Raw genomic sequence first — 21,352 nt, 5'->3', positions numbered from 1 at the left:
AGCCGAGACAGGGAGGTCGAGGCTCGAAGGTCGAGCAGGGCGAATGTTGCTAGGCAACAAGCTTATGAGCGCGAGCCAAGGAAGGCGAGCTGGCCGTTATGCATGGATGTATTTGGCGAGTTCTGAGTGTAGCCAATTTGCTTTATAAGCCAGCGGGGATTTCGGCTACGTCGGGGTGTCCTTGGGGATGCAAGGGGCTTTGGACAAGCAAAGCCCCTTGTCCGGTGTGGTTTGGCGAGTGTCGCGCAGCGACTGGCTGCGAGCGAGAGCCAGGGATGGCGAACTGGCCGTTGTGCATGGAGGCATTTACACCACGACTTTAAGCCGCTGGCACAGCGGCTATCATAGCTTCCAGCTAAAAGTTCCTAAGTTAGTATTGGCCGTGCTTCCAGCCACGATGTAGTCAATCACCTGCGGTGCGCTTTTCGCACAGGCGATCCTGTGACTCGCTGCGAGTACATCTCTTATCTCCATGGATTGAGTGTATGCCGACATTTGTCTGGAACAAATGCGGTGGTAGCCTCGACGAAAACGTCCCTGTTTTCGACGGTCACAGTTCCGCCTGTGCCTGAAAATGAGGCGTATGTCCGCAGGCATATAGGTAACTTCAAACAAGTTAGCTCTCACAGAATTGCTCCAATCCCTCCTCGGTGTCGCCGACAGCCGTTGGCGCAAATAACGTGGCTGAGGGCGAATGCTCGCCGGTGGCGAGCGTGCTTATGAACGCAAGCTATGAACAGATTGGAATGCTTAAGCCCCACGACTTTCGCCACAGGCACAACAACTATCATAGCTTTGGCTGAAAGCCATTCCCAACGCGTAAAAAAGCACAAAGCAGCGGCGATTGCCGCACTCTGACAGGAATTTTCCACTGACTTGGCTTACATAAAAAGCCATCAAAACATAAACAAGCCCCATTCGGGGCCAAGTTCAGGCTGAATCCAGCGACAAATCAACTGATGAGATCGAAGTGACTCTGATAGGTCTGGGCCCAACGCAACAATTCGACTCGATTACGAGATTGTGTCTTGCGGAAAATCGATGAGATATGCGCCTTGACCGTATGCTCACTGATACACAGACGCTGGGCTATCTCTTTATTCCTGGCACCACTGGAAACCAGCTGAATAATGGTACGTTCACGCCGGGTCAACATCTGCAGCATGGAAACCGTATCGGCCGACATCTCATTGCCAGTGTCCAGAGTTTTGACCAACTTACGGAACATCTTACTGATAAGGGTTCTGTCGTACCAGAGCTCATCGGCCACCATCTTGCGTAGACCAGTGAGCATAAGATCGATACGCTGATCTGAGTAGAGCACTCCGCGGATCCCCAGCAACATCGCTGATTCCTGATCCAGTGACCCTCTGCTGACTTGATAAAGGGCGACCGGAACATGAGAAACCAAACGACTGGCCAATAAAGGGATCCCCTTATTATCCAGCGCTGCCCCCTTCTGAGAGATTAGATAAAAAGTACTATCACTCTTCTGCGGTTCCAACTGCTCCGGGTGGCGTACTATACGAGTCTTAAGACCGATGGACTCGGCCAGTATGGCCAAATGACAAGGGGCGGCTATTTGATTTATAAAAACCAACTCATTGATACTACTCATTTTTACTCTTCTCCCTGAAAAGTCTTGCTTATATCCCTAAAGGGATAGCTTCCTTAATCACTTTAAGTGCGACTACACAAAAAGCATCAGACGATTCTGACCAGATAACGTCCGGTTTTCATCACCATAAAGTATTATTCTAACAATCTTTAACAGATTTTTCAGACGGAAGATTGTAAAGAGTGTATTCAAAACTCTTTGTTCCAACTGTCAATCTACGTTTAAATGCCGCAATTGACGGTCATGAAATGAGGATAAGAAGAACAAGGCAGCGATAGCACCGACAAGGGCCATCAGCATATCCGACTGGGTATCCCAAACGTAGCCTTGGGTGCCGAGAAAGGCCTCGGCGCCGGTTCCGGTGGCAACGGCGACCCACCATTCTATCAGTTCATAGAAAGCCGATAAGGCCAAGGCAAAACAACTGACTAGAAAGGCACACCAGGCACCCGGCTTCACTGCCCGATTACGCAGCAGTATCTCCCGAGCAATCATGGCCGGGATAAACCCTTGCGCCAAGTGACCCAGTTTATCGTAGTTATTGCGCTCAGAACCCATCCACTGTGCCAAGGTATCGAACAGTGGCACCTCGGCGTAGGTGTAGTGGGCACCGACAAAGAGGATCAGGCAGTGCACCAAAATCAGGCCATAAAGCAGTGGAGTCAACGGGAAACGCTTACGGGTAAAAAACAGTATCGGCAGCGCCAGCATACCCGGCAGCGCTTCCAGCCACCAAGTAAAATTATCTTTGGGGGCTATCGCCGACCAGATAAGTACCGCAAAATAAATGACCAGCCAGATAATTGTGTTTTTCAAGCCACTTTCCTTATGCCAGTGATTGTTCTCTATTAGGAAAAAATACTTTAGCCATCTAGCCCTCCACTTAATCTGAAAAAAGTGCTACTTTGGTTGGGCATGAGCGAAAATATCATAGCATACGTACATTAGTTAATAATCAAGAGGGTACCTATATCATGGCGAAACACTCGCTGGACAAGGATAAAATTAAAATCCTGTTGTTGGAAGGCGTCCACCAATCAGCCGTTGATGTGCTGGAAAGGGCTGGCTACACCAATATCGAGTATCATAAGGCATCACTTTCCGGCACTGAGCTGCAGCAGTCGATCAAAGATGCCCATTTCGTCGGAATCCGCTCCCGTACCCAACTAACCCAAGAAGTCTTGCAACAAGCTGAAAAGCTGGTTGCCATAGGATGTTTCTGTATCGGTACCAACCAGGTCGATCTCAAGGCTGCCGAGCAACTGGGTATTCCAGTATTCAACGCGCCCTTCTCCAATACCCGCAGCGTGGCCGAACTGGTACTCGGTGAAATCATCATGTTGCTGCGCGGGATCCCGCAGCGCAACGCCCTGGCCCATCGTGGTGGCTGGCTCAAGAGCGCCAATGGCAGCTTTGAAGCCCGCGGCAAAACCCTTGGGGTTATAGGTTATGGTCATATCGGCACCCAGCTTGGGATCCTTGCCGAAACTTTAGGGATGAAAGTGATCTTCTTCGATATCGAAGATAAGCTGCCGCTGGGTAACGCCCAACAAGTTCACTCCATGGAGCAACTGCTGTCTCAGGCCGATGTGGTCAGCCTGCATGTACCTGAAACACCACAGACCAAAGAGATGATTGCCCAGGCCGAACTGGCGATGATGCGCAAAGGGAGCATATTGATCAACGCTTCCCGCGGCACAGTGGTGGATATCGACGCCCTGGCCGTCGCCCTCAAGGAGCAGCAGTTGGCTGGTGCTGCCATCGACGTGTTTCCGGCTGAGCCCAAGTCCAACACAGATGAATTCCAAAGCCCGCTGCGCGGTCTGGACAATGTGCTGCTGACCCCTCACATAGGTGGCAGCACAGAAGAAGCTCAGGAAAACATAGGTATTGAAGTTGCCGGCAAGCTGGCCAAATACTCAGACAACGGCTCTACCCTGTCGGCAGTCAACTTCCCGGAAGTATCGCTGCCGCAGCATAAAGATGCCTCTCGCCTGCTGCATATTCACCATAACCGTCCAGGTATTCTGATCAAGATTAACCAGGCGTTTTCAGAAAAAGGCATCAACATTTCAGCCCAGTACCTGCAAACCACGCCGACCATAGGTTATGTGGTAATGGAAGTGGATACCACTCAGGCAGAAGAAGCACTAACAGAACTCAAGTCTATCGAAGGCACTATCCGTACTCGTTTGCTGTTCTGATTTTCACAGGGCGCCTTATTACCCTTGGCGCCCTGTTTATTTCTGTCAAATCCGCTACAATCGCAGATCTCTTAATGCCTTCAATCTCAGGATCTTGTTATGAGCATTTGCGTTTCTCAGCCCGATTGGCCTCTGGATGCCGGCATTCCGGATCTGCTTATTTCCCGCCTCTCTCACTTGGGTCTGCTTGCCGTTACCGGTGAACAGGGCCGCAGCTTTATCCACGGTCAGGTCACCACAGATATCAGCTCTCTCACGACAGAGCAGTGGCGCTGGGGCGCTCACTGCGACCCCAAAGGCAAGATGCTTTCAAGCTTCAGAACCTTTACTCTGGGTGACGCCCTGATATTGATGATGCCAAAAGATACCCTGGCAGCCGACTTGCCGCAATTGAAGAAGTATGCGGTATTCAGTAAGGCCGAACTGGTCGATGTCAGCGACGATTACAGCCTCTTGGGTGTTGCCGGTGCCAAGGCGAGCACTTGGCTGACAGAGCAGCTTCCGGGCTTCAACACCGAGCAACAAGTCAGCGCTGTCGATGGCGGCGCAGTGCTGCAGGACGGCGAGCGCTTTATTCTGGTACTGCCCAAAGCCCAGGCCGATGCCATCTGCCAGCAGCCTCCAGTCGATGCCAGTGCCTGGCAAGAGCTGGAAATCCTTGCCGCCTACCCTAACCTGCCGGCAGCACACATGGGCCAATTTGTACCGCAAATGTGCAACCTGCAAGCCATCAACGGCATCAGCTTCACCAAGGGTTGCTACATGGGCCAGGAAACCGTGGCCAGAATGAAGTATCGCGGCGGCAACAAGCGAGCCCTCTATATTCTCAAGGGCAAAGCCACTGTCGATGTCACCCCGGAAACCACGCTGGAGATGGCGCTGGAAGGAGGTTTTCGTAAGGGTGGCAGCATTATTGAAGCCGTACAACGAAATGGCGAGTTACTGCTGACCGCAGTACTGGCCAATGACACAGAAGTCGGTGCCAAATTCCGTATCGCCGATGATGAAAACAGCGAACTGACGGTAATGCCTCTACCCTACTCTCTGGAAGAGCAGGAGTAACAATAAATCACCCAATAAAGGCGCCGTCGGCGCCTTTATTTTTATCCGCAGTTTGTCGCTATTCGGCGTCGGACTCGGTTTCCATATGAGTGTCACGCACTTCAATCACCTGGGGCAATATCTGTTTGAAGTGCTCCACCAGTTCAGGGTCAAAGTGTTTCCCTGCCTCAGACTCCAGTAACGCCATGGTATCTTCTATGCTCCAGGCCTTCTTGTAAGGTCGAATCGAAGTCAGGGCATCAAAGACATCGGCAATGGCGACGATTCGCCCCTCAATGGGAATATCTTCGCCTTTTAAACCTTTGGGATAACCTGAGCCGTCCCACTTTTCGTGGTGGGTCAATGCTATCCTCCGGGACATCTGCAACAGAGGATCCGGGTGTTCACCAATAATCTCGGCGCCAATTTCGGCGTGTTGTTGCATGATTCTCCACTCTTCGGCATCCAGCTTGGCCGGCTTTTTCAGCACGGCGTCCGGCGTACCTATCTTGCCGATATCATGCATGGGCGCCGCATTATAGAGTAGTTCACAGAAGTGTTCCGGCAACTGGGCTTGCTGCGCCAGTAGCTTGGCGTAGTGGCTCATGCGAATAACGTGTAAGCCGGTTTCGTTATCCTTGTATTCGGCAGCGCGGCCCAGACGACGAATGATCTCGAAACGGGTCTGTTCCAGCTCGTGAGTGCGTTCACGCACCTGTTGTTCCAGCAAGCGCTGCTGATCATAGAGGGCCAGGTGGTTCCGCACCCGCGCCTTAACTATCGGGGCACTGACAGGCTTGGTGATGTAGTCGACAGCGCCCAAATCAAAGCCCTGGGTCTCATCGGCCACTTCAGAGAGAGCAGTGACAAAGATCACCGGAATATGGCAAGTCATAGGCTCTTGCTTGAGACGCTTACAGACTTCATAGCCATTCATACCCGGCATCATCACATCCAGGAGGATCAGATCCGGAGGGCTCTTCTGCGCCAACGCCAGCGCTCTTGGGCCATCTATCGCCACCTTGAGCTTATAGTCATCGCCGAGGATCCCGAGCAGAATATCAATATTCTCCGGTGTATCATCCACCACCAACACAGTGGCTTTTTCCATCCCAATCTCCCTCTTGCTCCAGACACCGATTTGCATCTCGGCACAGCAGGTTCCGCCGTAGCCCGTAATTACCCGTTGAGTATAGTCAGGCTTATTCCGCCTCGTTCAGCTCTTGCTGTAATTCGCGAATAAGGTCGGCAGCATCATCAAATTGATAGCTGCCGACCATGCTGCTGACAGGTTTCAAGCGCTGCCACAAAGGTTTACTCACCCGGCGGCTCAATGCTTCCAGTTGAACGACGGCATCGGCATCGGCATCTTCCAGACTGCTTTGCAGTTGCTGCAAAGCGGTTTTAAGCGTCTCGACATCCATCTCCTCGGCCGCATCGGCTTGCGTCTGAAGAGCGCTTTGTGGCTTATCACCCATCCAATCTGCAATGGCGTCGACAATGACGGCGACCCGCTTTTCCACTGCCTGCAACTCTTGCTCACATTCTTCAGCGGCCGCCAACTTAGCTTCCAATTGCCGAGCCTCTTCCACCAAAGCCTCAGAGCAAAGATTGCCCGCCAGTCCCTTCAAAGTATGCGCCGCCCTAACCGCTTCTTCCTGCTGCTGTTCCTTGAGCGCTTTGCGGATCCGTTTGCCGACATTGCCCTGACTAGCGAGGAAACGCTCGAGGATGCGTCGATAGAGGCGTTCTGAATGCTGCACCAGCTGCAAGCCCCGGTCGATATCCAAGCTCTCTTGTTCCGGCCAGCTCACCAGATCATCAGGAGCATCACCATCGGCCATCCCAGTGTTATTATTCCCTGCAGCAGGGGCTTGCCCCCCTCCCAGATACTGCAACAACACCTGATACAAGAGGCTGACTTCTATCGGCTTGGCAATGTGATCATTCATGCCGGCCATCAGGCACATCTCCTTGTCACCGGCCATGGCGTTGGCCGTCATGGCGACCACTGGCAACTGCTCAAGCCCTGGCATCTTACGCAGCGCTTCTGTGGCCTGATAGCCGTCCATCACAGGCATTTGACAGTCCATCAGCACAAGATCAAACTGCTGCTGCGCCAACTTCTCCAGCGCTATCTGGCCGTTTTCTGCGATAGACAGGTCTATGCCTACCTGCTCGAGAAACTCGGTCGCCACCTCCTGATTCATCTCGTTGTCTTCCACCAGCAGCACTCGTTTGCCGGCAAGAGCCGCCAATTGCAGCGATTCAAGATCCAGTACCTTGCGCCTGACGGGAATATGGCCCTGACGTCCAAGCGCCAACATAATGCCGTCCAGCAGCCTGGAGGCACTGACCGGCTTGGTGATATAGCCGTTGATCCCGAGTTGCTCCAACTGTTCGATAAAGTCATTGTTGGCGTGGGCCGATACCATGAGGATCAGTGGCGGCTCCTTTAGCTGCAATATTTGCCGGGCGGTTTCCATGCCGTCCAGCTCAGGCATCTTCCAATCGATCAGGGCCATCTTGTAGGACTTGCGCTTCACCTTCTCCAGCGCCTCCATGCCGCTGCGGGCACAGTCGACGGCAAAGCCCATACTCTCGAGCGTAGTACGCAATATATCTCTGGCGGTGCCGTTGTCATCAACCACCAGAATCGGCATACCTTCCAGTTCCTGCTCTACATTGAGCTTGTCGTTTTCCGCAACCTTGAGTCGCACGGTAAAGAAGAAACAACTGCCGTTACCAAACTGGCTTTCAACGCCGATTTCACCGCCCATCAGTTCCACCAGCTGTTTGGAGATCGCCAGCCCAAGCCCGGTACCACCGTATTTACGTGTGGTTGAAGTGTCCGCCTGGCTGAAAGACTTGAATAATCTGGCCTGCTGCTCGGCCGTCAGACCTATGCCACTGTCACGCACTGCGAATCTCAGAAGCACCTCATTCTGCTCTCGGCTAAGCTCAGTTATCGACAGCATCACTTCACCGCGCTCGGTGAATTTAATGGCGTTGTTCATCAGGTTAATCAACACCTGACTGAGGCGTAGCGGATCCCCTTCCAGATAGCTGGGCACACTGGGGGCCACGGCAAACAACAGCTCCAATTGTTTGTCGGCGGCACGCTCCGAGAACATATCCCCGAGATCTTCCAGAATATTGTCGAGCTGGAACGGCACCACTTCGATATCCAGTTTGCCGGCCTCAATCTTGGAAAAGTCGAGAATGTCATTGATGATCCCCAGCAGGGATTGCGAAGCCCGTTCAATTTTTTCCACATAGTTACGCTGCTTGTTATCCAGCTTGGTCTGCAGACACAGTTGTGACATACCGATAATGGCATTCATCGGGGTGCGTATCTCGTGGGACATATTGGCAAGAAAGTCACTCTTGGCCTTGTTGGCAGCATCGGCTTCATCCTTGGCCGTCATCAGCTCATTGGACAAGAGTTTCAAGCGGGTGATGTTGGCAATGCTCATAACCACTGAGCGTTCACGATCACCTTCTTCCTCAATTTCAGAAGCGTTGACGGCCATCCACATCGGCTCGCCAGAAGCACTGAGCAGGCGCCACTCGCCGCTGACACTGTGATCGTCACTCTGTTGCAAGCGCTCGTACAACTCGTTGGCTTTGCTTCTGTCTTCCGGCACCATCAGATCGGCAAACGAGCGACGTTTCAGCTGTTCGGCACTCATGCCCATATCAGTGCAGAATTGACCATTACAATCCATTATGGTGCCGCGATCATCCAGGTTGACTATGCCTATGCCTGCGTTATCAAACAGGGCCCGGAAGTGTGCCTCACTCTGGGCCAGTTCGGTTTCCATCTTTTTACGGCCGCTGATATCGGTCAGATAACCGTTCCAGAGCATGCCATCCTGCTGTTTGCTGCCTTTGGCACCGGCCTCGAGCCAACGCACCTCGCCGGAAGGGTGACGGTAGCGAAACTCTTTGATCCACTGCAGCCCCCCCTCACCGGAAAGCAGCCGAATAATGCTGCCCCTGTCTTCGGCAACAATCCGCTCGGCCACCAGATCAAAGTCGGCCATTACCTCATTCTTGTGGTGGCCCAGAGTGGCAATGGCTGCACTGGAAAGGAAGGTGAATCTGCGTTGCTGCGGGCTTTGCCAAAATAGTTGATACACAGTACTGGGCACAGACTCTGTGATGGTTTCCAGTTGCTCCCGCGACTGCTCCATCTTTTCCTGAGCCAGCTTGCTGTCGGTAATGTCGTTGAGGCTGCCATCGAACCACAGTGGATTGCCGTCTTCGTCGTAACTGGCCTTACCCTTTTCATGGATCCAACGCACGCTGCCATCCCGGTGGCGAATACGATACTCAACATCGAAGGCTTGCTGCTCGGCCAGAGCCGAATTTATGGTGTCAATACACAGTTGCTTGTCTTCATCAATAACCAGGGAGCCATAACTGCGCTTCTTGCTGTCGATAAAGTGCCAGGCCGGATAACCGCTTATCTCAGTGATATTGTCGCTGACATACTCCATGGTCCAATGTTCATCGACCCGGGTACGATAAACAGCGCCGGGGATGTTGGATACCAGACCGCGAAAACGGCTTTCGCTCTCGCGAATTTTACGCTCTACTGCCAGTTGCTCGGTCAGATCCCGAATCGATGCCGCCACCTGGTGTTTACCCTTCTGATCGGCCGGTAACAGGCTCAAACCTATCTGCACCGGAAACTGGGAGCCATCACACTTGAGCGCCTGCAGCGCCTTGCCCTTGGCCATCATGCGATCCTTACCGTCAGTCACAAAGGTATGACGCTTGGCCGCATGCTGCAAACGATCGACTTCCGGCAACAATTGATCTATGTTGAGTTTGAGCATCTCTTCAGCGTTATAACCGAATAGCTCCTGACAGCGGCTGTTGGAGAACACCAGCATGCCATTTTCATCGACAATCAGCATCGCCTCCGGCGCCGCTTCCAGCACTGCGTTGGACCAGGCCGCGGCGGAAAACTGCTCGGTAACATCGTTGAACAACATCTCCACCGAAATCAGCTTACCTTCATCATCGAGCAAGGGCTGCATAAACAGATCCAAACGTCTCAAGCCACCTTCGGCGTCGGCCAACTCCACCTGATGTGGCGGTACGGACTCACCGGCCAGCGCCTGTTCCATATACTGCCAGTTGGCTTCATTGATACTGTTGCTGGAAAACAGCCGCTGATACTTGCGCCTGAGCACCTCAGGGGAGATGCCCAATACCTTCTCCACACCGTCGCTGGCCTGCACTATGGCGCCGTAAGGATCCATAGAGCAGTAAAAGGACTTATCACTCATGCCATCGATAAGCTTGGCAAACCTGTTGCCACGGGAGTCGAGCAGTGCTTGTTCCCTCTCTTCGAGAATTTCAGCCATCTCATTGAATTTATTACTGAGAGTAGCAATCTCCCGCACCACGCCTTCAGGCTTTTGCAAGCGTTTTATCAACCCCTTGCTGAAGTCCACTATCCCGGTTTCCAACAGCTCCAGGGGCTGGGTGAGACGCTTGGCACTCCAGTAACTGGTCACCAGCAGCAATATAGCCAATAACAACAGATTGATTGTTAACGAGCTGAAATCCTGCAGGAAAGAACGCAGCAACTGTTTTTGTGGGGTAATCACCAATACCCGCCATTCCAATGGTGCCACTCTGGCAACACTGGCAAGGTACTGCACGCCATTGAGGTCACTCAGAGCCACTTCAGGGGTGTCGGCGGCGTAGATATGTTGCGCCGCTTCCTTTCCTGCAGCGGTATTGGCGAGCCAATCTTCCAATTTGGCATTGCGGCTAAGGTTATTGTCCGGGTGATAAATGAGCCGCCCCTGGTTATCCAACACCAACAGCTTTTTGGGATCGATTCCCAAGCGAATCGGTAAGCTGGAAAGCGCCAGATCTGTGGTTATGACTCCCAAAGGTGCCGCTTCACTGCCGAAAGGCTGTGAGAAGGTGATCATCAAAGCATTGCCGGCACCCTCGTCGAAATAAGGAGGAGACCAATAACCGTCAGGATGCTTAAGCGCCTCGGTCCACCATCCCCATTCGCCGCTGGTGTAATCATAGGCTTCCTGACCTATGTCCATAATCGCAATAGAAAGATCCTGGCGGAAAGCATAGGGCGCGAAGCGTTTTTGCCCGGGCAGAAATCCGGGCTGAAAGGCGATGGCGCTGCCGTAAAAGTTGGGGTTGCGCTGCAATCTGTCTTTAAGCAGTTGATAAAGATTGTCAGCTTGCTGCAGACGCTCGAATGACTCAAGATGCCCAATGCTGTAGGCCAGAGTTTGGGTATTGCGCTGCGCCAGAGACAATTCAAACTCAAGCCGCTTGGCAGCAAAGTCGGCCTTTTCAGCCAGATCGGTAAAGAAGGCCTTTTCTTCATCCTGATAGTTATACCAGCCGGTAACCCCCGAAATCACAGTCATGATAGTGATTAAGGGAATGGCTATCTGCAACAGAATACGGCTGCGAAAAGTTCTGAGTGTCGCGGTATCCGGCATAAATCTGCCTCTCTGACGATTTCCTTGCGACTCTGCAACAGCAAAGTCCTATTGTCAGGCACCCCCCTCTTGGGCATTCAATGCCGAAGTACATCAGGCGACTGAAGTCAACCAACTGATTAAAGGTCAAAAATTAACCTTGTCATTTAAGCATTAGCCATAATGTTACACAAGTAACTCGGCGCGAATTTACATAAAATTCATCCATCGGCGAGCGCCGGATAATACACTGCCGGCTAACAGCAAACTAAACTCACGGCGTGAAATAGACTCTTGCTGACATGGCGCATAACACTGAGCTATCAGCCCCTTTCCGCCAGATAGCCCAGCAATATATAAGCAACAGCTACCGAATAGCAGCCGCTAACTAGTGATAACCTTAAACCGCCTGCCACATTAGCCAGAATAAGGCGGTTTGAAGACTGGTTGCTGGCCTTGATTGCTTCGCTCAAGACTCAGGCATCGGCCTGAGGCAAAACCTCATCACTGCAGCCGCGCAGACGCTGAAAATAACTGCGGGTTTCTGCCAGCACCAGGTGGCGCAGACCTATGATGGCTATCAGATTGGGTATCGCCATCAAGCCGTTGACTATGTCGGCGAGCAGCCAGATGAGATCCAGCGTGATAAAGGCGCCCGAAGCAATGAGCCCAAGGAAAACCCAACGATAGAGCGGGATCCAGCGGCCCTTGGTGAGATAGCTCCAGCAGCGATCGCCATAATAGTTCCAGCCAAGAATGGTGGTAAAGGCAAAACACACCAGTGCTACGGTTACCAAATACTGGCCAATCAGCGGTGTGGTAGCACTGGAGAAAGCGGCGCTGGTCATACCGGCCCCGGCGCTATCGCCATTCCAAACGCCGGTAATAATAAGTACCAAACCCGTCATGGTGCAGATAATAATGGTATCGAAGAAGGTGCCCGTCATGCTCACCAGCCCCTGCTCAACCGGTTCCTTGGTCTTGGCGGCTGCCGCCGCTATCGGGGCACTGCCCAAACCCGACTCGTTGGAGAACACTCCGCGAGCTATCCCGGTTTGAATCGCCAGGGCAATACCGGCCCCCAAAAAGCCACCGGTCGCCGCCACTGGATTGAAGGCGGAATGCAACACCAGCGCAATAGCATCCGGAATCGCCTCACTGGCGCTCAGCAGCACCCAAAGACAGGCAACCACATAGCCTATAGCCATAGTGGGCACCAACTTTTGTGCCACAGCCGCAATCCGTTTAACTCCCCCTAAGGTCACAGCAGCCACCAGCAAGGTCAGTACCACGGCCGTGATCCAGGCTGGCACATCAAAGGCAATGGTCATGGCTTCGGAAATCGCGTTGACCTGGGCAAAAGTCCCTATACCGAAAAAAGCGACACCGACACCGAAAACCGCAAACAGCTTGGCCAACCAACCGAGCCCCAGGCCTTTTTCTATGTAGTACATGGGGCCACCGGCAATATTACCGTGGCGATCTGTGGTGCGAAACTTAAGCGCCAATAGACACTCGGCGTACTTGGTGGCCATGCCAAACAAGGCAGCAACCCACATCCAGAACAGAGCTCCGGGGCCACCGAGTTTGATGGCAGTAGCCACCCCGACAATATTACCCGTGCCTATGGTGGCAGACAGTGCGGTACAGAGGGCGGCAAAAGAGGAGAGCTCCCCCTTGCCATTGGCGGGTTTGAACAGCAATTGCAGCGCCAGCGGTAGACGCAACAGTTGAATGAATCCCAGCCTGAAGCTCAGATAAATACCGGTTCCCACCAGCAAGAGTAAGGTGGCAGGTCCCCAGACAATAGCGTTTATCTGGGTAAGAAGTGCATGAAAATCCATAGATTCCTCAGTTATTAAACATCTAAATTAATAAACGGAGGAGGAAAAGAAATGGCTGCGAAACCGCGGCAGCAAAGGCCAAAAGCGAAAGATCACCAGAGGCAAGGCGGTGCAATCATCCTCTCCTCTGTCCTTTTGCCTGAGCGTTTCGCGCTGGCCTAAGCCGGCACTTTCGCCTTCGGCGCCGGGGCATGCCCGGTCTCTCCAGAGGCTCGTCCAGTAACAGTCCACGCCGTCAATGCTGACCGGCACCTGAAAGAGTACCTCCAACCGGGTTAACCGGTGGAAATTGCCTCGTCGGTGTGGGGGCGATTCCCCACTCTCCTGCTACCTTCATCCGAACGGATTGCCACGTTATTCGTGGCAGGTGACACAGTTTGCGCCTAAATGGCCTCCGGCTCAAGGGGCAAAGCCCCCTAATCCTGTTTGCTGCAAAAAATTTGACCTCGACCTACACCCCGAGCGACCGAACCCGGTTCGGTTTACGCAGTAACAACAGCTGAAAGTCGAGTTCACCGATTAAAAAAACTTGTTATGCTGTAGCAGATTACTGCGATTCACAGGAGTTCAAATGCAGAGCCAGGTGTTGCTGGAAGGGGTAAGCAAAGGATTTTTGGACGGCGATCGCCCCCACAGGGTGCTGGAAAATCTCAGCCTGGAGATCAAACCCGGTGAGACGGTGGCATTGACCGGCCCCAGCGGCAGCGGCAAGAGTACACTGCTGAATCTGATAGCCGGTTTTGAGCACCCGGACAAAGGCCGCATTCTGCTGGCAGGTCAAGACAGCAGCCGCTGGCAGGACAAACAGTGGAGCGCCTTTCGCCGCCGCCATCTGGGGGTGGTGTTCCAGCAATTCAACCTACTGACGCCGCTCAATGTTCGCGACAATATTCTCTTTCCCCTGTCGCTGCTCGGTGAAGGCTGGCAAACCTGGTGCGATCACCTGGTGCAGGCACTGGGGCTGACGCCACTGTTGAACCGGGAAGTCGAAAGTCTCAGCGGTGGTCAACAGCAGAGAGTCGCCATTGCCCGCGCCTTGGCCCATAAGCCTGAACTGCTGCTGGCCGATGAGCCGACGGGCAACCTGGATGCCGCCGCCGGTGATGAGGTGATGCAGCTTTTGTGCTCTCTCGCCGCCGATGCCGGCAGTGCCATTCTTATGGTCACCCACAGCGAAACGGCCGCCGCCTATATGCAGCGCCGCTGGTACCTGCAGCAAGGGCGCATTCATGAATGACACAGGGGCGCTGACCACAATCAAGTTGGCCTGGCAGGCCCTGAAAGTCACCCTGGCCCACTATCGCAAGGCACCACTGCAAGCCGGCGCCATACTGCTGGGAGTGGTGTTGGCGGTGACTCTGTTGATTGGCGTCAAGGCCACCAATGACAACGCCATCAACAGCTACCGTGAGGCGGGCGAAGCCCTGGGACAACAAGCCAGTTTGTTTATCACCCCCAAGGCCCGCGGGGCCAGCCTCGATGAAGCGCTCTATTTCCAGCTGCGCCAAAGCGGTATCCAGGCGCTGCCGGTGATCAGCGGCGTCCTTGACGACGCTCAGGGTCGCCAGTGGCAAGTGGAAGGCAGCGATATCATTGCCGCCCTCGGCACCTTCGAGCAAAGGGGCAATGGCCGCAACCATCTGCCCTTGAATAGACTGCTCGCCGGAGAGCCCATCATTGTCATGAGTGACAGCCTGCATCAAGGACTCAAGGCGCCGCCAACCCTGTCCCTCGGTGGGCGCACGCTCGAAGTGCTGGCGCTCGCCGACTCAGAGCAGCTCGGTAACCGCCTCTATCTGGATATCTCGCTGGCCCAGCAACTATTAAAGCGCGAGGGCACCCTTAGCTATATCGCCCTCTTTGGCGAGCCGCAAAGGCTCAAAGAGCGACTCAAGCAAAGCGGACTGCCGCTGGATAAGCTGAATATCAGCGAGCAGGACAAGGGCGCCGCCCTGACCGCGCTCACCCGCAGCTTTCATTTGAACCTCAACGCCATGGGGATGTTGGCCTTCGTGGTGGGGCTGTTTATCGCCTACAACGGCGTACGCTACAGCCTGATGAAACGCCGCCGTTTGTTGCTCTTGTTGCTCAAGCAGGGCCTGGGACGGCGCGCCCTGATGCTGGCGCTACTGCTGGAGTTGTTGTTGCTGGTGTTCATTGGCTCGGCCAGCGGCTTTATTCTGGCGCTGCAGCTCAGCCAGTGGCTGCAGCCTATGGTGGCGCTGACCTTGGAGCAGCTCTATGGCGCGACTCTGCTGCCGGGGAACTGGCGCTGGCAATGGCTGGCCGAAGGCGCCGGTCTGACACTTATCGCCGCACTGCTGGCCTGCGTGCCCCTGTATCTTGAGCTGTGTCATCAGAGCCTGGCACAAAATACCCAGAGCCAATGGCATGCCCACAGACACAGAAGCATGCACAAACGCCTGTTTCTCATCGGGGTTGCGCTGCTTGCCCTGACGGCGCTGCTTTACCCCTTGAGCCAAACCCACCAACACAGCCTGGGCTTGATGGGGCTCTTGACCCTGGCTATCCCGCTGCTGTTGCCGCAACTGTTGCAGTCTTTACTCGGGCTATTGGCGCGGCTGTTTCCGTCCGGGCTCAGCAAGTACGCCATCGCCGATACCCGAGAGCTGGTGGCACCGCTGGCGCTGGCCATGATGGCGCTGCTGCTGGCCCTGTGTGCCAATATCGCCATGAATACCCTGGTAGGCAGCTTTGACAAGACCCTCAGAAGCTGGCTCGACACCCGCCTGCATGCCGAGCTTTATATCCGCCCGGGCGCCGGCAATATGGCGAATCTGGAGTATTTTCTTGAGCAGCAAGCCCCCGGACTGGCTCACTTCTACCAATGGCAGGCGTCCTTCTATGCCAAGGGGAGCGGCAATGCACTGGAGATAAACCTTATCAGCCGGGACGCCGACTCTATCGCGCGCACCACGGCGCTGAAGACCTCGGCCCAAGTTGCCTCCAAAGAACAGGTGCAAGGAGCCCAAAACCAGCAACAGCAAGCGCTGCTGACGGTGATCCAAGGCCAGGCTCTGGCTATCAGCGAGCCCTTGGCGCTGACCCTGGGGCTGGCGCCGGGCGACCAGCTCAGTCTCTGCCCGGATAAGGACTGCAAGACACCACTGACCCTGCCCATCAGCGCCATCTATTACGACTATGGCAATCCCAAGGGTGAGGTCCTGCTGGCGCAATCCCTCTGGCAACAGCTTAAGCTGCCAACTGAAGCCGTCAGCCTGGCTGTGAGTGGCATAGCAACAAGTGCAGAAAGGGCCAAGGGGGCAGGACTCACAAGCATTGCCGCCCTCGAGCGCACCCTCATTCAAGAGCTCGGACTCAGTCCGGTACAGGTCTACAGCCAGCAAAAAATTCGCGACGAGGCGATTCGGGTCTTCAACAAGACCTTCAGCATTACCCTGGTACTCAACACCCTGACCTTACTGGTGGCCGCCGTGGGGCTTTTCAGTGCCGTGCTGATGCTGACCCAATCCCGCCAGGCGAGCCTCGCCATGTTACGCTCGCTCGGGCTTACCCGTGGCCGGCTTTTGTCTATGTTGCTATTGCAGATGCTGCTGGTGGTGCTGCTCACCTGTCTGTTGGCCCTGCCCATGGGGGCGATTCTCGGATACCTGCTTATCCATAAGGTGACGCTGCAGGCCTTCGGCTGGACCATAGCCATGCAGTGGGACTGGCTGGCCTATGGCCGGGTGGTGCTTTTGTCGCTGCTGTGCTGCATCCTGGCGGTGATAGTTCCCCTCTATTGGCAGAGCCGCCGCTCTCTGGTCTCCAGTCTGCAACAGGAGGTGCTCTAATGCGATTGATTACAATGCGATGGCCTGTCGCCGCGCCCTTGTTAGCGGGACTACTGCTGGGCGGCGCTGCGCTGAATGGCTGCGATAAGGCTCATCAAGACCAGGCTCAGCAGCAAGACTCACGGGCCATGAGCCGGGTGATGGGTACAGCGAGCGAAGGCTATGCGAAAGTCGAGCCAGGTGCGGCGCTGCAATTTCCGGAAGATCACTTATCCCACCCCAGTTTTCGCCAGGAGTGGTGGTATCTGACCGCCAATCTGACCACGCAAAGCGGTGAGCCCCTCGGACTGCAATGGACTCAGTTTCGTATTGCCCTTTCCCCGGATGAACCTGAATCCAGCTCTCCCTGGGCGACGAATCAGCTTTATATGGCTCACAGCGCACTCAGTTTTCAAAACAGTCACCAAAGCGCCGAGCGCTGGGCCAGGGGCGCACTTGCCGCGCCCCAAGGCAAAGCAGCCCATCCCCAGGGAGCTCAAGCCGGAGCCGTGGGCTTGCCGCTCAGGGTCTGGCTCGATAACTGGCGCTGGCAAAGCCGGGCGGCAAGTGGCCCCAATAGCGGGCTGTTTCCCGCCAGTTTACAGGTCAGCGAAGAGGACTTTGCCTTCGAGCTGCAACTCGATAGCCAAGCCGAGCTGCAGCCTCAGGGAGACAAGGGTTTCAGCCGTAAAAATGCCGCCGGCACTGTGGCCTCTTACTACTACAGCCAGCCCTTTATTCGGGTCGAAGGCAGAGTGCGCCACAAAGACCAATGGCTGCAGGTATCCGGCAATGCCTGGCTCGATAGGGAGTGGAGCTCAGAATTTCTCAGTCGCGGCCAACAGGGCTGGGACTGGTTCGCCTTGCGGCTCGATGACGGCTCGGCCCTGATGCTGTTTCAGCTCAGAGAGCAGGAAAACAAAGCCTTTTTCAGCGGCAAGCGCATGTATCCCGACGGCAGTGGCCACCCGCTGGCGCTCGATGATATCAGCCTCAGCGTCAAGGACTGGCAACAAACGGCCAGCGGTCGCTACCCTGTAGCCTGGCAACTGGAGCTGCCGGGAGAGTCTCTGTCACTGACTCTGGAAGCCCTCAATCCCAATGCCGCCATGAACCTGTCTATCCCCTACTGGGAGGGGCCAATCACCATCAAGGGCACACAAACCGGCATGGGTTATATGGAGCTGACCGGCTATTGAATAACCCAGCTATCGGGCTAGGTTGTCGATGTATGAGTGTTCAATAACCGAGCCGCTAAGCATCTAGGGCAGATAACCTCCTGAAAGACAGTTTGAAAAATCGCTTATCGGCAATGGCATCCGTCCGTTTGCATAACCCTCTTTAGGTAGTAAACAAGAACTATTCTCAAAATGGCGTTGCATTAATATTGCAAGAGTCAAGCGGCTAATCTGTTTAAATTTCAAACTTGGATTCAGATCACATTGAAAATGTTGATCCGGATCGCCAATCGCTTTCATTACCTCTCAAGAGGTATACCCACATTTTTAATGAGGTCTAGACTTTGATTCAGTTCCGGTGACTCGGCCCATGCCGTGCCTGTCGCCCTTACCTGTCGAGGTGAGCCTCAATGAAGCAACAAACAGAGATGGAATACCATGTCACCAGTCTGGTGGTGCATGCCGCTCCGGGAACCCTAGAGGCGGTAACCACTGCCATCCAGGCCCTTGAAGGCGCCGAAGTCCATGCCAGCAGCCCAGAAGGCAAATTGGTAGTCACCCTCGAAGGCGAAAGCCAGGGCGAGATCCTGGATAACGTCGAAGCAATCAACTGTCTGCCCGGGATACTGTCCAGCAGTCTTATCTATCATCAGGTCGATTCTGAGCCTGTCAGTCAAACAAAAGAAATAAAGAGTGAGGAAACACCATGAGCATAAGCCGCCGCGAGTTTCTTAAAGCCAACGCCGCCGTTGCCGCCGCCACGGCCGTTGGAGTCACTCTGCCAGTGAAAGTCGTCGAAGCCGCTGAGCAGAAAGACAATATTAAATGGGACAAGGCCCCCTGCCGATTCTGCGGTGTCGGCTGCTCTGTGCTGGTAGGCACAAAAGAGGGCAAGGTCGTCGCCACCAAGGGCGATCCTGAGAGCCCGGTCAACAAGGGCCTGAACTGTATCAAGGGCTACTTCCTGTCGAAAATCATGTACGGTAAAGACCGTCTGACCACTCCACTGCTGCGGATGAAAGACGGCCAGTATGCCAAAGAGGGTGAGTTCACCCCGGTGACCTGGGACAAGGCCTTCGATGTGATGGCAGAAAAGTGGAAGCACTCGCTCAACACCAAGGGCCCGACTTCTGTGGGCATGTTCGGCTCAGGCCAGTGGACCATCTGGGAAGGCTACGCCGCCTCCAAGCTGCACAAGGCAGGTTTCCGTACCAACAATATCGACCCCAATGCCCGCCACTGTATGGCCTCGGCCGTGGTCGGCTTTATGCGTACCTTTGGTATCGATGAACCCATGGGTTGTTATGACGACCTGGAAGCCGCCGATCACTTTGTGCTCTGGGGCGCCAACATGGCCGAGATGCACCCCATCCTCTGGGCCCGCCTGTCGGATCGCCGTCTGAGCCACCCCGACGGTAAGGTGCATGTACTGTCTACCTTCGAGAACCGCTCGTTCGATTTGGCCGACAACCCGATAGTGTTCAAGCCTCAGTCCGACCTGGTTATCCTCAACTATATCGCCAACTACATCATCCAAAACGACGCGGTCAACAAGGACTTCGTCAACAAGCACACCAAGTTTGCTCTGGGTGTGGATGACATAGGTTATGGCCTGCGTCCGGATCATCCGCTGGAGAAAAAAGCCAAGAACCCAGGTAACGGCAAGTTCAGCGATATCAGCTTCGATGAGTACGCCAAGTTTGTCAGCCGCTACACTCTGGAATACGCCAGCGAGATGAGCGGCGTGGAAAAAGAGCGCCTGCTGGAGCTGGCCAAGGCCTATGCCGATCCCAAGGTCAAGGTAATGAGCCTGTGGACCATGGGTATCAACCAACACGTGCGTGGAGTTTGGGCCAACAACATGCTCTATAACCTGCACCTGTTGACCGGCAAGATTGCCACTCCGGGTAACAGCCCCTTCTCTCTCACAGGCCAACCCTCAGCCTGTGGTACCGCCCGTGAAGTCGGCACCTTTGCCCACCGTCTGCCCGCCGATATGGTGGTCAACAACGACAAACACCGCGCCATCACAGAAAAGGCCTGGCAGCTGCCTGAAGGCACTATTCCGCCCAAGCCCGGTTTCCACGCCGTGTTGCAGAGCCGGATGCTGAAAGACGGCAAGCTCAACTGCTACTGGACCATGTGTACCAACAATATGCAGGCCGGCCCCAATATCAACGATGAAATCTATCCCGGTTTCCGTAACCCGGAAAACTTTATCGTGGTGTCAGATCCATACCCAACAGTCACCGCCATGGCGGCCGACCTGATCCTGCCTACCGCCATGTGGGTCGAGAAAGAAGGTGCCTATGGTAACGCCGAGCGCCGCACCCATATGTGGCACCAGCAGGTGAAAGCCCCTGAAGGTGCCAAGTCGGATCTGTGGCAGCTGATGGAGTTCGCCAAGCGCTTCAAGGTAGAGGAAGTCTGGCCCGCCGAACTGATTGCCAAGAAACCTGAATACGCCGGCAAGAACCTCTATGAAGTGCTGTTCGCCAACGGCGTGATCAACAAGTTCCCCGCCAGCGACTGTCAGGCCGAGCTCAACGATGAATCTGAACACTTCGGCTTCTATGTGCAGAAGGGGATCTTCGAAGAATACGCCGCCTTCGGTCGCGGCCATGGTCACGATCTGGCCCAGTTCGACCGCTACCACGAAACCCGTGGTCTGCGCTGGCCGGTAGTGGATGGCAAGGAAACCCTGCGCCGCTTCGTTGAAGGTTCTGACCCTTATGTTAAACCGGGTTCAGGCTATCAGTTCTACGGCAAGCCGGATGGCAAGGCGGTGATCTTCGCCCTGCCCTACGAACCGGCCGCCGAAGAACCCAACAGTGAATATGATCTGTGGATGAGCACAGGCCGGGTGCTGGAGCACTGGCACACAGGTTCAATGACCGCCAGGGTGCCCGAGTTGTACCGCGCCTATCCGGATGCACAGATCTTCATGCATCCTGATGACGCCAAGAGCCGTGGCCTCAAGCGTGGTGATGAAGTCATCGTCGCCTCGCCTCGCGGCGAAGTGAAGACCCGGGTTGAAACCAAGGGCCGTAACAAGCCGCCCAAAGGTGTGGTGTTCATGCCCTTCTTCGATGCCCGTCAATTGGTCAACAAGCTGGTACTGGACGCCACCGACCCTCTGTCCAAAGAGACAGACTACAAGAAGTGTCCGGTCAAAGTGATGAAGGCGTGAGGCAGCA

Annotated in this window: 12 protein-coding genes and 1 riboswitch; of the genes, 7 read left to right on the top strand and 5 right to left on the bottom strand. The window is 54.7% G+C overall.

Annotation, left to right across the window (positions count from 1 at the left end; translation table 11 throughout):
* Positions 1-952: 952 nt before the first annotated feature.
* On the bottom strand, positions 953-1,618 hold the full coding sequence (locus tag ACMHXH_RS01345; protein ID WP_039035003.1) for a helix-turn-helix transcriptional regulator: 666 nt from the start codon (positions 1,616-1,618) through the stop codon (positions 953-955).
* 210 nt (positions 1,619-1,828) lie between these two features.
* The gene (locus tag ACMHXH_RS01340) at positions 1,829-2,434 is read right to left on the bottom strand and encodes a DUF2238 domain-containing protein (RefSeq protein WP_071476570.1); all 606 of its coding nucleotides are present in this window, start codon (positions 2,432-2,434) and stop codon (positions 1,829-1,831) included.
* 158 nt (positions 2,435-2,592) lie between these two features.
* Here ACMHXH_RS01340 and serA point away from each other — a divergent pair, with 158 nt between their 5' ends.
* Both serA and ygfZ read left to right on the top strand, forming a co-directional pair.
* Positions 2,593-3,822: a phosphoglycerate dehydrogenase gene (gene serA, locus ACMHXH_RS01335; protein ID WP_039035005.1), complete on the top strand. Its 1,230-nt coding sequence runs from the start codon at positions 2,593-2,595 to the stop codon at positions 3,820-3,822.
* Positions 3,823-3,921: 99 nt separating this feature from the next.
* Positions 3,922-4,884, top strand: coding sequence for a tRNA-modifying protein YgfZ (gene ygfZ / locus ACMHXH_RS01330; protein ID WP_335912839.1), 963 nt, complete (start codon positions 3,922-3,924; stop codon positions 4,882-4,884).
* 58 nt (positions 4,885-4,942) lie between these two features.
* On the opposite strand, the gene ACMHXH_RS01325 is transcribed toward ygfZ, so the two are convergent.
* From ACMHXH_RS01325 to ACMHXH_RS01315, 3 genes are all read right to left on the bottom strand, one after another.
* Entirely contained in the window at positions 4,943-5,974 is a 1,032-nt protein-coding gene (locus ACMHXH_RS01325; RefSeq protein WP_039035007.1) for a two-component system response regulator, read from the bottom strand.
* 91 nt (positions 5,975-6,065) lie between these two features.
* Complete coding sequence (locus ACMHXH_RS01320) at positions 6,066-11,360, bottom strand: PAS domain S-box protein (protein WP_335912842.1); 5,295 nt, start codon at positions 11,358-11,360, stop codon at positions 6,066-6,068.
* A gap of 455 nt (positions 11,361-11,815) precedes the next feature.
* Positions 11,816-13,183 carry an alanine/glycine:cation symporter family protein gene (locus tag ACMHXH_RS01315; protein ID WP_162206718.1) on the bottom strand — a complete coding sequence of 456 codons (1,368 nt, stop codon included), beginning with the start codon at positions 13,181-13,183 and terminating at the stop codon, positions 11,816-11,818.
* 117 nt (positions 13,184-13,300) lie between these two features.
* A riboswitch (glycine riboswitch) is annotated at positions 13,301-13,401 on the bottom strand.
* A 353-nt stretch (positions 13,402-13,754) separates the two neighbouring features.
* On the opposite strand from ACMHXH_RS01315, the gene ACMHXH_RS01310 reads away from it, so the two are divergent.
* From ACMHXH_RS01310 to napA, 5 genes are all read left to right on the top strand, one after another.
* Positions 13,755-14,420 carry an ABC transporter ATP-binding protein gene (locus ACMHXH_RS01310; protein ID WP_162206719.1) on the top strand — a complete coding sequence of 222 codons (666 nt, stop codon included), beginning with the start codon at positions 13,755-13,757 and terminating at the stop codon, positions 14,418-14,420.
* Entirely contained in the window at positions 14,413-16,998 is a 2,586-nt protein-coding gene (locus tag ACMHXH_RS01305; RefSeq protein ID WP_335912844.1) for an ABC transporter permease, read from the top strand. Before ACMHXH_RS01310 ends, ACMHXH_RS01305 begins: the two co-directional genes overlap by 8 nt.
* Positions 16,998-18,176, top strand: coding sequence for a lipocalin-like domain-containing protein (locus ACMHXH_RS01300; protein ID WP_335912845.1), 1,179 nt, complete (start codon positions 16,998-17,000; stop codon positions 18,174-18,176). The genes ACMHXH_RS01305 and ACMHXH_RS01300 overlap by 1 nt, the downstream gene beginning before the upstream one ends.
* Positions 18,177-18,565: 389 nt before the next feature.
* A complete protein-coding gene (locus ACMHXH_RS01295; RefSeq protein WP_233962644.1) occupies positions 18,566-18,865 on the top strand; it encodes a chaperone NapD in 300 nt (99 codons plus the stop codon).
* Positions 18,862-21,345: a nitrate reductase catalytic subunit NapA gene (gene napA, locus ACMHXH_RS01290; protein WP_162206721.1), complete on the top strand. Its 2,484-nt coding sequence runs from the start codon at positions 18,862-18,864 to the stop codon at positions 21,343-21,345. Before ACMHXH_RS01295 ends, napA begins: the two co-directional genes overlap by 4 nt.
* Positions 21,346-21,352: the final 7 nt, after the last annotated feature.

Source organism: Shewanella sp. BJSY2023SW001 (assembly GCF_047314685.1).
In the GTDB taxonomy this organism is placed as follows: Bacteria; Pseudomonadota; Gammaproteobacteria; order Enterobacterales; family Shewanellaceae; genus Shewanella; species Shewanella indica.
Note: the sequence above shows the minus strand (reverse complement) of the source record. Positions and strands in the feature narration are given on the sequence as shown.

Bases quoted from the DNA above. Each gene is read 5' to 3' on its own strand.
- ACMHXH_RS01345 (WP_039035003.1), bottom strand. From the start codon at position 1,618: ATGAGTAGTATCAATGAGTTGGTTTTTATAAATCAAATAGCCGCCCCT.
- serA (WP_039035005.1), top strand. From the start codon at position 2,593: ATGGCGAAACACTCGCTGGACAAGGATAAAATTAAAATCCTGTTGTTG.
- ygfZ (WP_335912839.1), top strand. From the start codon at position 3,922: ATGAGCATTTGCGTTTCTCAGCCCGATTGGCCTCTGGATGCCGGCATT.
- ACMHXH_RS01325 (WP_039035007.1), bottom strand. From the start codon at position 5,974: ATGGAAAAAGCCACTGTGTTGGTGGTGGATGATACACCGGAGAATATT.
- ACMHXH_RS01320 (WP_335912842.1), bottom strand. From the start codon at position 11,360: ATGCCGGATACCGCGACACTCAGAACTTTTCGCAGCCGTATTCTGTTG.
- ACMHXH_RS01315 (WP_162206718.1), bottom strand. From the start codon at position 13,183: ATGGATTTTCATGCACTTCTTACCCAGATAAACGCTATTGTCTGGGGA.
- ACMHXH_RS01310 (WP_162206719.1), top strand. From the start codon at position 13,755: ATGCAGAGCCAGGTGTTGCTGGAAGGGGTAAGCAAAGGATTTTTGGAC.
- ACMHXH_RS01305 (WP_335912844.1), top strand. From the start codon at position 14,413: ATGAATGACACAGGGGCGCTGACCACAATCAAGTTGGCCTGGCAGGCC.
- ACMHXH_RS01300 (WP_335912845.1), top strand. From the start codon at position 16,998: ATGCGATTGATTACAATGCGATGGCCTGTCGCCGCGCCCTTGTTAGCG.
- ACMHXH_RS01295 (WP_233962644.1), top strand. From the start codon at position 18,566: ATGAAGCAACAAACAGAGATGGAATACCATGTCACCAGTCTGGTGGTG.
- napA (WP_162206721.1), top strand. From the start codon at position 18,862: ATGAGCATAAGCCGCCGCGAGTTTCTTAAAGCCAACGCCGCCGTTGCC.